9 protein-coding genes are annotated in these 12,621 nt (G+C 70.2%); 3 read left to right on the top strand and 6 right to left on the bottom strand.

The features are described 5' to 3' along the window. Window positions 1-263: 263 nt before the first annotated feature. Together QMK24_RS06970 and QMK24_RS06965 are read left to right on the top strand one after the other, a co-directional pair. Window positions 264-1,496, top strand: a complete 1,233-nt coding sequence (locus QMK24_RS06970; protein WP_283464324.1) for a cytochrome P450 family protein — start codon at window positions 264-266, stop codon at window positions 1,494-1,496. A gap of 21 nt (window positions 1,497-1,517) precedes the next feature. Continuing rightward, the gene (locus QMK24_RS06965) at window positions 1,518-2,057 is read left to right on the top strand and encodes an acyl-CoA thioesterase (RefSeq protein WP_283464322.1); all 540 of its coding nucleotides are present in this window, start codon (window positions 1,518-1,520) and stop codon (window positions 2,055-2,057) included. 75 nt (window positions 2,058-2,132) lie between these two features. Here the strand turns inward: QMK24_RS06965 and QMK24_RS06960 are convergent, their stop codons facing one another. Continuing rightward, window positions 2,133-3,692, bottom strand: coding sequence for an LCP family glycopolymer transferase (locus tag QMK24_RS06960; protein ID WP_283464321.1), 1,560 nt, complete (start codon window positions 3,690-3,692; stop codon window positions 2,133-2,135). Window positions 3,693-3,803: 111 nt separating this feature from the next. Between QMK24_RS06960 and QMK24_RS06955 the strand changes: the two genes are divergently transcribed. Further along, window positions 3,804-4,835 (top strand): glycosyltransferase family 2 protein, encoded by a 1,032-nt coding sequence (locus QMK24_RS06955; protein ID WP_283464319.1) that lies wholly within the window; start codon window positions 3,804-3,806, stop codon window positions 4,833-4,835. Window positions 4,836-4,892: 57 nt separating this feature from the next. Here the strand turns inward: QMK24_RS06955 and QMK24_RS06950 are convergent, their stop codons facing one another. The 5 genes from QMK24_RS06950 to QMK24_RS06930 form a co-directional block, all read right to left on the bottom strand. Next, on the bottom strand, window positions 4,893-6,620 hold the full coding sequence (locus QMK24_RS06950; RefSeq protein ID WP_283464318.1) for an LCP family protein: 1,728 nt from the start codon (window positions 6,618-6,620) through the stop codon (window positions 4,893-4,895). Between the two features lie 5 nt (window positions 6,621-6,625). Continuing rightward, window positions 6,626-8,425: an LCP family protein gene (locus QMK24_RS06945; RefSeq protein WP_283464317.1), complete on the bottom strand. Its 1,800-nt coding sequence runs from the start codon at window positions 8,423-8,425 to the stop codon at window positions 6,626-6,628. Between the two features lie 17 nt (window positions 8,426-8,442). Continuing rightward, window positions 8,443-10,092 carry an LCP family protein gene (locus QMK24_RS06940; protein ID WP_283464316.1) on the bottom strand — a complete coding sequence of 550 codons (1,650 nt, stop codon included), beginning with the start codon at window positions 10,090-10,092 and terminating at the stop codon, window positions 8,443-8,445. Window positions 10,093-10,308: 216 nt separating this feature from the next. Next, window positions 10,309-11,568, bottom strand: a complete 1,260-nt coding sequence (locus tag QMK24_RS06935; RefSeq protein ID WP_502962523.1) for an LCP family protein — start codon at window positions 11,566-11,568, stop codon at window positions 10,309-10,311. 178 nt (window positions 11,569-11,746) lie between these two features. Further along, window positions 11,747-12,502: a TIGR03089 family protein gene (locus QMK24_RS06930; protein WP_283464314.1), complete on the bottom strand. Its 756-nt coding sequence runs from the start codon at window positions 12,500-12,502 to the stop codon at window positions 11,747-11,749. Between the last annotated feature and the right edge of the window lie 119 nt (window positions 12,503-12,621).

The raw sequence follows: 12,621 nt of genomic DNA, 5'->3' as shown, positions 1-12,621 counted from the left end.
CTGCGGCAGAGGAATCCCGCCGCCCTTCGCGAGGACCCGATCGATGACCGCACCCCCACCGCGCCGGCCGCCTGCCGCTGGGCGGAGCAGTGACCGCCCCCCTGGCCGCGGGTGTCATCACCGCGGCCGCGAGCCTGCCGGCGCTCGCCGCCGCACCCGCGGACTTACGTACCGTCCCGCGCTGGGAAACAGCGGTGGTTGAAAGGCTATTGACAACGGGGTAGCTACAACTGTCAGCTTTTGGAACCCACTTGGAGGCAACCATGACCTGCCCCGTCGACCACGGCCGTATCGCCCTCGACCCACTCGTACGTGATCTCGTCGGAGAGGGCGCCCGGCTGCGACAGGCCGGGCCGGTGGTCGCGATCGAGGTGCCCGGCGGAGTCGCGTGCTGGGCGGTGACGCGCCACGCCGAAGCCCGCAGACTGCTCACCGACGCGCGCCTGGTGAAGGACATCAACCGCTGGGGCGCCTGGACCCGTGGCGAGATCCCCACGACCTGGCCGCTGATCGGCCTGGTCGCCCCCGGCACGAGCATGGTCACCGCCGACGGCGACGAGCACAAGCGGCAGCGGGTGCTCACCGCCCAGGCGCTCACCCCGCGCCGGATGGAGCGGCTGCGACCGCGTATCGAGGAGATCACCCGCACGATCCTCGACGAGTTCGAGGCCGCCGGCGCGGGCGGCGCCGTCGTGGACTTCAAGAGCGGGTTCGCGTTCAAACTGCCGATGCGCGTCATCAGCGAGCTGATGGGCGTCGAGGCCGCGGAACACTCCCGGCTGCGCGCGCTGTACGACACCTTCTTCAGCAGCGTCACCCCCGCCGACGAGGTGCGGGCCGCCATGGCCGAGCTGTTCGCGTTCTTCGCGGGCGTGGTCGAGGAGAAGAAGCGGCGGCCCGGCGACGACCTCACCAGCGCGCTGCTCGCCGCGACCGAGGGCGGCGACCGGCTGTCCGACGAGGAGCTCGTCGGCACCCTCCTGGTCATGATCGCCGCAGGCCATGAGACCACCATCAACCTGCTGGTCAGCGCCGTACGCGGGCTCCTCACCCATCCCGACCAGCTGGCGCTGGTGCGCGGCGGCGGCTGCGGCTGGGACACGGTCGTCGAGGAGACGCTGCGCTGGTCGCCGCCGACCACCAACTTCCTGTTCCGCTACGCCACCGAGGACATCGCGATCGGCGATGTGGTCATCAAGGAGGGCGACGCCGTGATGGTCTCCTACGGCGCCATCGGCCGCGACGAGGTCCAGCACGGCCCGACCGCCGAGGAGTTCGACATCACCCGCCGCACCGCCCGCCACCTCTCCTTCGGCTACGGCCCGCACGTCTGCCCCGGCGCCCCCCTCGGCCGGCTGGAGGCCCAGGTCGCCCTCCCCGCACTCTTCGACCGCTTCCCCGGCCTCACGCTCGCGGTGCCCGAGGAGCAGCTCGCGAACAACCCGTCGATCCTCGTCAACAGCCTGCGCGACCTTCCGGTGCGGCTGGGATCGTAGAGCGGACATAGGCTGACAGGCATGATCGAGCCTTCCGTCACGGAGATCCCGGACAAGCCGACCTCCGTGTCGCGCATCACGCTCAGCCACATCATGAGCGCACACGACACCAACCTGCTGGGCACGGTGCACGGCGGCGTCGTCATGAAGCTCGTCGACGACGCGGCCGGCGCGGTCGCCGGGCGGCACTCCGAGGGTCCGGCGGTGACCGGCGCCATGGACGAGATGATCTTCCTGGAGCCGGTCAGGGTCGGCGATCTGCTGCATGTGAAGGCCCAGGTCAACTGGACCGGCCGGACCTCCATGGAGGTCGGCGTACGGGTGGTGGCCGAGCGGTGGAACGAATCGGGACCCGCCAAGCAGGTGGCCAGCGCCTACCTCGTCTTCGTCGCCGTCGACGCCGAGGGCAAGCCCCGCTCCGTGGCGCAGGTGCGGCCCGAGACCGACCAGGACCGCCGCCGCTACCAGGAGGCGCAGATCCGCCGCACCCACCGCCTCTCGCGTCGCCGCGCGATCGTCGAGCTGCGCCAGAACCGTGCAGCGGAGGGCCTCGACGACTAGGGCCTGTCCTCAATCTCCCCCAGCTACCGCTGGGAGGTGCCCCCTGGACGGGCTGAATTCAGCCCGTCCGATCCGCTACGGGCAGACCACCTGGTCGCCGGTCACCGCGCCCGTCGCGGTGCCCGCGGCCGGTGCGAGGCCCTGGGCCCGGACCGGTGTGACGCCCCGGTATCCGGCGCCGATGGTCACCTGCATGACGGGCCCCTGCCCGGTGGCCGGCACCAGTTCCGCGCCCGGCAGGGCGACGGCCAGTGACTTCGCCGAACGGTCCCACCGGGGGTCGTAGCGGATGACGGTGCGCGGCACGTTGTGCACGTTCGCGTTCCCGGGGGCGCGGGTGGTGGCGAAGCCGGTGGCGCGCAGCGCCTTGTCGGCTTTGTCGCCCAGGCCGCTGACGGCGGTGCCGTTGTCGACCTTGACCCGGACCGAGCCGGGGTCGACATCCACCTCGACCTTGGGCGCGGGCCCGGTGGCGGGCGCATCGGCGGGCCCGGTGGCGGGGCCCTTGGCCTGGACAGGCGCTTGGGCCGGCGCGTGGACGGCCAGCGGCTGGTCCGCACGGATCGCGGCCCAGAGCTTGCCGGCCTTGGCGTCGTCCCACTTCACGGTCGAGCCGATGCCTTTGACCGGGAAGCCCATGACGCCGATCGGCACCGAGGTGAACTCCGACGAGCCGGGCGTGAAGCCCCGCATCCCCTGGGCCAGCGCGATCAGGTCCTTCGGCCTGAGGTCCTGGTCGGCGCGGACCGACCCGAGCACCGTGGAGGCGACCTCGCTGAGCTTGACGGGGTTGGTGAGCAGGCCGCCGCTGGTGACCCGGTGGATGATCTGGGCGAGGAAGCGCTGCTGGCGCTGCATCCGGCCCAGGTCGGCGGCGCCGTCGAGATGGCGGGAGCGGACGTACTGCAGGGCCTCGCCGCCGGTCAGCGTCGAGGTGCCGACCGGCAGGTCGAGGCCGGTGTAGGAGTCCTGCAGCCGGCGCACCGTGCAGACCTGGACGCCGCCGATGACGTCCACGGTCTTCATGAAGCTGGTGAAGTCGAGTTCCAGGTAGTGGTCGATGTGCACACCGGTCATCTTCTCGACGGTGGCGACGCTGAGCGAGGGGCCGCCGTCCGCGTAGGCCGCGTTGATCTTGGCGGGGTGGCTCGCGTGCTTCACGCCGTCGGACGCCCCGACATGCTCCGGCAGCATGGCGTAGCTGTCGCGCGGGATGCTGACCACGCTCGCGCGGGCGCGGTTCTCCGACAGATGCACCAGCATGATCGTGTCGGTGCAGTGGCAGGGTGCGCCGCCGAGGTGGTACCGCTTCTTGGCGTCCGGGTCGAGACCGTCGCGTCCGTCGGTGCCGACCAGCAGGAAGTTCATGCCCTTGCTGCCGCCGGGGCGGTCCCGCATCCCGCCGAAGGCGTCGACCCGGTCGATGCCTTTGTCCACCCCGCTGACCACGGCATGGCCGATGCCGCTGGCCGTGATGACCATCAGCGCCAGTCCGCCGGCGATCCGGCTGCTCCAGCGGACGGGCCGCCGACCGGGCTGTCGAGGTGGCTGTCCACCGGGGCGCCGCCCGGTCTTCACGGGGGTGCGGGACCTGCGGGACGGGGTGGCGGGCGGGCGAGCGGGCGGGACCGTCATCGGGGCGCACCTCCGCGGGGAGACAGGGGACCCGATCAGGCTAGACAAAACGGACAGTCATTCGTGCCCCCCACACGCTCGGGTCCCCCATTCGCGGTAACGTTTCCCGCGATGAACGCTGCCAACGACCCCGCCCTCCCCGCTGTCTCCGTGATCATGCCGGTGCTCAACGAGGAACGTCATCTGCGCGACTCCGTCCGGCACATCCTGGAGCAGGACTACCCGGGTGAGCTCGAGGTGGTCATCGCACTCGGCCCCTCCGCGGACCGCACGGACGAGATCGCCGCCGAACTGGTCGCGGAGGATCCCCGGATCCACACCGTGCCCAACCCGACCGGCCGCACCCCCGCCGCGCTGAACGCCGCGATCAAGGCGTCCCGGCATCCGGTCGTGGTCCGGGTCGACGGGCACGGGATGCTGTCGCCCGACTACATCGCCACCGCCGTCCGGCTGCTGGCGGAGACCGGTGCGGCCAACGTCGGCGGCATCATGCACGCCGAGGGCGAGAATTCCTGGGAGGAGGCGGTGGCCGCCGCCATGACCTCCAAGATCGGCGTCGGCAACGCGTCCTTCCACACCGGCGGCACCGCGGCCCCGGCCGACACCGTCTACCTCGGCGTCTTCCGCCGCGAGGTGCTGGAGGAGCAGGGCGGCTACAACGTGGAGTTCATCCGCGCCCAGGACTGGGAGCTGAACTACCGGATCCGCGAGGCCGGTCACCTCGTCTGGTTCTCGCCCGAGCTGAAGGTCTCGTACCGGCCGCGGCCGAGCGTGCGCGAGCTGGCCAAGCAGTACCGGAACTACGGCCGCTGGCGCCATGTCGTCGCCCGCTACCACCGCGGCTCGGTCAACATGCGCTACCTCGCGCCCCCGGCGGCCGTTCTCGGCATCGCGGCGGGCATCGTGGTGGGCGTGGCCGTCACCCCGTTCGGCTGGGTGGTCCCGGCCGGATACCTCGCCGCCATCACGCTCGGCTCCCTCCCTGCGGGCAGGGGCCTGTCGCTCGCCGCCCGCGCACGGATCCCGGTCGCGCTCGCGACCATGCACATGTGCTGGGGCTGGGGCTATCTCACCAGCCCGCGGTCCCTCGCGAACAAGGTCATCGCCAGCCGCCGTCCCAGTGTGACGACGGCCGGTGTCTGACCCGGCCGTCCATAACGACGACGGGGCCGGTGCCGGTAATGGCACCGGCCCCGCTCGCTACCAGACGTAGTGGGCGCCCGGGAAGGTGTTCACCTTCATGCACGCCGAGGTGTCGGCCCCATTGAGCGCGGACGAGGTGTCCGGTGCCTTGTTCGGAGTCCCGGAACCGGCGGTACCCGATGACCCGGCGGTCTTCGGATAGCTGGTGCCCGTACGCCAGTCGGAGCCGACGACCAGCGTCACCGTGGTCACGCTCTTGGAGACCCGCACCGCGCTGTCCGGCAGACCCAGCGCCTTGGCCACGGCCTGGGCGTCGCCCTTCAGGGACGCGCTCGGGTAGCTGACCGTGGTGTCGGCCTGCGTCTGCGGGCTGGTGTCGGCGACGGCCTTGGTGAAGCCGAGGGCGTTCAGCCGGCCGGCGATGACCTTGGCACGGCCGCTCACCGCGGCCCTGGACGCGGTGCCGGTGCCGTTCCGCACGGTGACGGCGATCTCGCCCGTGGGCGCGGCGGGGTCGGCGGGGGAGGAACTCGCGGCCGCCCCGGGGGCCGGCTCCTTGGCCTTGCCGTCGGCCGGGTTGTCCGCCCGCACGAGCGCGAAGAGCTTCTCGGCGTCACCGGGCTTGGGAATGACGTGCGCCTTGTTCGTGGGGTCCCAGTTCCACGGCATCGTGGTCATGGTGATCCGGTTGGAGGGCACCTTCTTCAGCTCATTGCCCAGGTCGTAGAGCTTCTTGACGGTGCCGAGACCCGTGTCCACGGTGACCGACTTGGTCGCCGCCTCGGCGAGGCCGGTGAGCTGCCCGGGGTCGGTGAGCTTCGCGCCCTTCTTGAGCTCGCGGATCATCGAGTTCATGTACATGTGCTGCGCGTGAGTACGGCCGAGGTCGGTGCCGTCCTCGAAGCCGTGCCGGGTGCGCAGCCACTGCAGGGCCTGCTCGCCCATGACGGTCGTCCTACCCGCCTTGAGCCGCAGCCCGGACTGCTTGTCGTAGATGTTCTTGTCCACGCAGACCGGGACGCCGCCGATGGCATCGGCCATCTTCACCACACCGGCGAAGTCGACCATCATGAAGTGGTCGATGGAGATGCCGGTCATCTCCTCCCACGTGGCGACCGTGCAGCCGGGACCGCCGTGGGTGAGGCTGGCGTTGATGATGTCCTCGGACTTCTTGTAGACCGTGCCGTCGTGCGGGTCGGTGCACTTGGGGATGGTCACCCGGGTGTCGCGCGGGATGCTGATGACCGTCATGTTGGTGCGGTCCGCCGAGAGGTGCAGCAGCATCTCGACATCGGCACGGGGCTTCTCGCCCCTGGTGTCCCTGGCGCCGCCGAGCTTCACGTTCTCGTCGGAGTTACGGCTGTCGGAGCCCAGCAGCAGGATGTTGAGCGGCGTCTGGCCGTCCGCGTTCGCCTGCGACTTGGAGAGCTTCGAGTCGCTGAGGTTGAGCTCGTCCTTCTTGATGTTCGCGTTGAGGTGCTCGTAGTACGCCCAGCCGGCGCCGGCCGTGCCGAGGATCGCCACCGCGGTGCCGATCCCGATCCAGCGCAGCACACGGCGCTTGCGGCTCTTGGGGCCCTTCGGTGCCTTGCGGGAACGGGTGCCGCCCCTGCGGTGGCCGCTCCCGGACGCGTCCTGCGGGTCGGCCGGCCGGGACGATTCCGCGTCGGGCGCCGCCCCGGACTCCGACCGGTACAGGCCGTCGTCCCAGCCGAGTTCGGAGGGACTGCTCTGCGCGGGAACGTCGCTCCGCGTCGCCGCACCCCTGGTTCGCCGGTGATCCACGTCCCCTACTTCCACTGGTAGGGCTTGTAGACGTCCATGCAGCCCTTGTCGGAACCGTTCAATGCGTCCGCGGTGGTCGGGACGGAGCCCGCACCCGGAGCCGTCTTGCCGTAGTCCGTGCCCGAGGTCCAGTCCGCGCCGACGGTCACGGTGACGGCCGTGACATCGGCCGCCGCCCGTACCGCGGCGGACGGGATCTTCAGGGCCGCGGCGACGGCCAGTGCGTCGGACTTGCCCTGCTCACCGGCGCTCGCCGGGTAGTTGACGAGCGTCCCTTTGCTCGGCTTGCCGGTCGTGGCGGCCTTCGCCTTCGTGAAACCGCCCGTGACCAGCGCCTTGGAGACGGTGGAGGCACGATTCTCCACGGAGGTGCCGTTCTTGTCCCCGGCCGTGCCGTTCACCACGGTGACCGCGATGGCGGCCGGGGCCGCGGCGGGCGGTCCGGTCTTGGCGGCGGCCTTCGGAGCGTTCGCGCCCTTGCCGTTGGTGTCCATGGCGACGTCGTTGCGCAGCAGCGTCCAGACCTTCGAGGCGTCCGCCTTGGCCGGGACGTAGTGGGCGTCGGGGTTCTCCGGGTCGGCGTCGTGCGGCATCGTCATCATCGTCATCCGGCCCGGCGGCACGCTCTTGAGCTCCATGCCGAGGCCGTAGAGCTTCTTCGGCGTACCGATCTCCTTCGAGACCTGGAACGCCTCCATCGCCTTCGTGGCCAGGCCGTTGAGGCGGGCGGGGTTGGTGAACAGGCTCTGATTCTGCAGATTGCGCATCATCGAGTTCATGTACATGTGCTGCGCCTTGGAGCGGCCCGCGTCGTCACCGAAGGCGTGCCGGGTGCGCAGCCACTGCAGCGCCTGCTGGCCCTTGACCGGCCAGGTGCCGGCCTTCATCTTCAGCCCCGAGCCGCCCGGCTGGGCCTTGGTCGGGTGGTCCCAGATGTTCTGTTTGACGCAGACCTCGACATCGCCGACGGCGTCGGCCATCTTCACCACACCGGCGAAGTCGACGGTCATCCAGTGGTCGATGTAGACGCCGGTGAGGTTCTGGACGGCCGCGCGCGTACAGCCCGCACCTCCCCGGCCCAGCGACTCGTTGATGATGTCGTGATCCGTCGCCTTGAACGTCTTGCCGGTCGCGGCGTCCGTGCACTCGGGGATCGGCACCCGGGTGTCACGGGGAATGCTGACCACGGACATGTTGCTGCGGTCGGCGGATATGTGGAGCAGCATGATGACGTCGGCGCGGGGCGGCTCGCCCGCGGTGTTACGGGCCCCGCCCAACTGCATGTTCGCCTCGGAGTCACGGGCGTCGGAGCCGAGCACCAGGATGTTGAGCGGCGTCTCACCGGCCGCGTTCGCCCTGGACGGCGCCACATCGCTCTTGCCGCTGTTGAGCTCACCTGTGCGGATCTTCCCGGCGAGGTACTCGTAGTACGCGTAGCCGGCGCCCGCGCCGGCGAGTATGAGCAGCGACATCGTGCCGGCCATCCAGCGGAATATCCGGCGCTTCCTGCTGCGCGGCTGCCGCCGGCTGCCGCCACGGCGGTCGCCGCTGCCGTTATCCCCGTTGGCACCGCCGCCGGTACCGCCGTTCCGCTGCCCGGGTATCGCGGGTTCGCCCGAGTCCGGGGCCAGGCCCGGGTCCGTGACCGCGCCCGTGGCGGTGCCCGCGCCGGAACTCGTTCGGGAGCCCGCGCCGGAGCCCGCGCCGGCCCCGTCCAGGTCCTGGTACAAGCTGTCGTCCCAGCCGAGGTCACCCGGCCCGGCCGCATCTCGCGCCCCACCGCCCCGTACACCGCTGTCCCGCATGGCCCCCCCTGGATACGTCATTTCGCGCAGACGCTCTTATCGTCGGCGACGACCTTCTGAATTCCCTCCGGCGCTGTCGTCGGAGCGGCGATCGGTGTCCCCGCACCCTTGAAATCCCTGCCAAGGGTGAGCGTCATGTTGGCCTTGGGCGCCGCGTCCGCGGTCCCCGGCTGCAGCGCGGTGGCGGGCAGCCCCATCATGGCGGCCAGCGCGCGCGCCTGATCGGCCTGGTTGGGGGCGTAGACCAGCGTCGTGGTCGCCACCACTCCCGCCGGGGCGTTGCCGCCGTTCGTGGAGCGGTTGACGGCCTTGCTGTTCTGCAGCCAGCTGATGGTGTCCTGGGCCACGCCCGTCACACCGCTGCCGTTGAACACCTTGACCCGCACCTGCGACGCGGGGGCCTTGGTGCCGGCCAGCTTGTCCGGGGCCGCGGGCGAGCCGGGGGTGCCGGTCTTCTTCTTCGTCACCGCGGTGAGCGAGATGTCGCTCCGCACCATGGAGAAGACCTGCGAGGCCTTCGTCGGGTCGAGCACGACGGTCTTGTGGACCTTCCCGTCGGCCGGGTTGTCTATGACCGGGACGGTGGCGAAGGTGATGTTCTTGGTGTCGACCGAGCTGAGGTCCTTCGCCAGGTCGGAGAGCTTCGAGATGCTGCCGATGGCGCTGTCGACGGTGAGTGCCTTGGTGGCGGCATTCGCCAGCTTCCACAGCTTGTTGGGGCTGGTGAGGGTGTCGCCGGACTTCATCTGGCGGATCATCGAGCCCAGAAACTGCTGCTGGAGCTTGATGCGGTCCAGGTCGCCGCCGAAGCCGACCGCGTGCCGGGTCCTCACGAAGGCGAGCGCTTCGTCGCCCGCGACGTTGTGATGGCCCTTGCCGAGGTTCAGATGCGACTTGGGGTCGTTGATCGGCTTGGCCAGGCAGATGTCGACGCCGCCGACCGCGGTCGACAGGTCCTTGACCGCGTTGAAGTTGGCCATCATGAAGTGGTCCACACTCACGCCGGTCAGCTGCTTCACGGCACGCATGGTGCAACCCGGGTCGCGGCCCTCCTGGCCGAGGCTGGTGTTGAACCGGACGTTCTGCTCGGCGGGGACGACCTTCGTCGATCCGTCCTTCTGCTTGGTCGGGCAGTCCGGGATGTTGGTCATCAGGTCGCGCGGAATGCTCAACGCGGTCGCGTTGCTGCGGTCCTTGGAGACATGGAACAGGATCGTGGTGTCGGCGTGGCCGACGCTGCCGGCGTCGCCGTACTCGTTGCCGAGACCCACCCGGCTGTCGGTGCCGATCACCAGGATGTTCACCGGGCCGTCGGTCGTGACGTTCTTGCTGCCCGCGTCGCCGACGTCGACGGTGGTGATGTTGTTGTTGAAGTGCTGGTAGACGAAGTAGCCGCCGATGCTGCCCGCGACGAGCACGAAGCCGACCGTGCCCGCGGTCCAGATGAGGACCTTCTTCTTCCTCGACGTCCGCGGCTTGGCCTTGCGACGGCTCGACGGGGCGGCCCCGGCGCCCTGCTGCTCACGTCGCTCACGCCGACCGCCCTGAACGGACACGCTCGGTGACGGAGGTTCTTCGGTCTGGAGCCGCGGCACGTAGCTGCCAGTCTCCGGATCAAGGACCCACTGGTCCGCCGGGTCGATGTTCCTACGGCCTTGCGTGTCCACGGTTACTCGGGTCCTCCGTCGGTGCCACGCGGCGCCTGCCCCCTGGGCGCTCGATCTTCTGTCTTTCGTGTGAGTGCGGCCGGTTGACCATCCTCCGGTCCGGCCGGATCGCTCACACTAGCCCCACACTTCAGCGTCTAGTCACGTGCGTGACAAACTCCACTCCCCTACAACTGGACAAACCCTCCAATCCGGCCGGGTTGTTGGTCTTACCTTTTATTGCGCTTTACCACAGATGTCTCGCTCTGCGGTCGTTCCGGGAAACGTCGGGCCGGCTCCCGGCCCCGGCGGCGTCGTCGCGGCGAACGTCCAGCCGTCCCGCGCCCCGTTGCCGTCCGCCGGTCCGCCGGTCCTCGTCCCGTCGCCGGACTTGGTCGTCACGCTGACCGGCCGGTCCGCGCGGAGTGCGGCGAAGAGCTGGTCGGCCTCGGGCTGGACCAGTTCGTCCCGGTCTTTGTCGTAGGCGTACGGCTGGCGCGGCGCGGTCAGGAAGTGCACCGCCCCGGTCGGGGTGTTCTCCAGGCTGCGGGCGAGGTCGTACAACTTGCTGAGCGAGTCCAGGCCCGCGTCGACGGTCAGGGACGAGGTCGCCGCCGACAACACCGGGTAGAGCTTGGTGGGGTTGAGCAGCACGCCATCGCTGCGGATCTTGTGCACCAGCGAGGCGAGGAACTCCTGCTGGCGGTCCATCCGCTGGGTGTCGCTGCCGTCACCGAGGCTGTACCTCGCGCGTACAAAGCCCAGGGCCTGCTCGCCGTTGAGCGTCTGCACCCCGGCCGGCAGGTTCAGATGCGCTTCCTGGTCGTTTATCGGCTTCGGGAGGCACACCTCGACGCCGTCCATCGCGTCGACCATCTTCTTGAAACCGTTGAAGTCCACGATCATGTGGTGGTCGATGCGGATGCCGGTCATCTTCTCCATGGTGCGGATGGTGCAGGCCGCCCCGCCGAATTCGAAGGCCCAGTTGAACTGGATGAACTTCTCCTGCGACATGGTGCCGTCCGCCTGCTTGCAGCTGGGGACGTGGGACATCAGGTCGCGGGGGATGCTGACCGCGGTCGCGCTCCTCCGGTCGCTGGAGAGATGGAGCAGGATCGTGGTGTCGGAGCGCTGGGTGCCGCTGTCCTGTCCGTACTTGCTGTTGCCGTTGCCGCGGTTGTCCGATCCTATGAGCAGGATGTTCTCGGCCTTGGTCGGGCCGGGGGTGGGCCGCTCGGACTGGAAGCGCTCCAGCTCGTTGGCGGTGCGGACGTCGGTCTTGATGTTTCCGTCGAGCTGCTTGTACAGGTACCAGGCGGTGCCGGCGCCTGCCAGCAGGACCACGGCGGTGCACGCGGCGAGTACGCGCAGCCAGCGACGCCCCTTGCGCGCCGCGGGTGCGGCGGGCGGGGTGTCAGCGCCGCCGACGCCTTCCCCGGTGGACGACGCGTCGTCCGGGTCCGGTGGCGTAGCGGGCGTGCCTGCTGGCGTGGTCACGTCTGCGCCCATCCCTCGGTGAGTCGCTCGGTGCCGGAGTTCTCGGGCGGGATGGCCCGACCGGCACCCGTTCAGACATCCGAATCCCGTACATGGTTGCGCGGCTCGCTCTTCCGCTTGGCTGTGTGATCAACCAAGCATCCCCCAGGACGGGGCGGGAGGCCCGGGGGAGAGGCGGTTACTGGGCCGTGTGGGTGACGCGCTCGCTCTCCTCGCGCTTGGCCAGCTGGTCCGCGGGAAGCCGGCCGAGATGGCGGCACAGCACCACGGAACCGTCCGCGGCCAGTGGCGCCAGCAGGCCCGCGGCCAGCCCGTCCCAGTCGTCGAACGACCGGCCGGAAAGCAGCCGCGAACCACGGTCGAGGCCCAGCTCGCGGGCGCTTTCGCGGGCCCGGCCGACCACCTCGGCGGCCGTCAGTACGGAGCCGTCGGGGAGCTCCAGCGCGGGAGCGTCCGGGCCGACGGGCGCGTACGGCGCGAAGCGGTCGCCCTGACTGGGGACCTCGACCGCGTAGTCGGCGAAACCCTCCGGCGACTGCGGAAAGCGGCCGCCGAGCGGCCGCAGCGCGAGCGCGATCCGCTCGCCCCCGCAGGCGCGGGCCGCGTCCAGGGTTTCCGGGCCGCTGACCACCAGATCGGCGGCGGCCGGGTCGCCGCCGGGGACGACGACCACCCCGGTGGAGAAACCGGCGAGCAGCCAGACCGCGGTCTGCCAGTGCGCGGGCAGCAGCAGCGCGAGCCGGTCGCCGGGCTGCGCGCCCAGGTCGTCCTGGATCAGATTGGCGGTCTTCGCCACCCAATTGCCGAACGTGGCCACGGAGAGTTCGACACGCTCTCCGGTGGCGTCGTCGTAGAAGGTCACCAGCGGGCGGGCGGGCTCCGTCCGGAGGGCGTAATCCAGCAGGCCGGCGGGGGTGTTGGCGGTAGCGGTCACCCGACTCAGGCTACCTGCCGCCGGGTCGGGGAGCCTCGTCCGTACGGGTGGGGGGGACGGCGGTCGCAGCGGACAGTCCGTCAGATTCCGACTGGACATATTTGCGGCTTATGTAACGA

It is taken from the genome of Streptomyces sp. PH10-H1, assembly GCF_030063355.1.
Lineage (GTDB): Bacteria > Actinomycetota > Actinomycetes > Streptomycetales > Streptomycetaceae > Actinacidiphila.
Note: the sequence above shows the minus strand (reverse complement) of the source record. Positions and strands in the feature narration are given on the sequence as shown.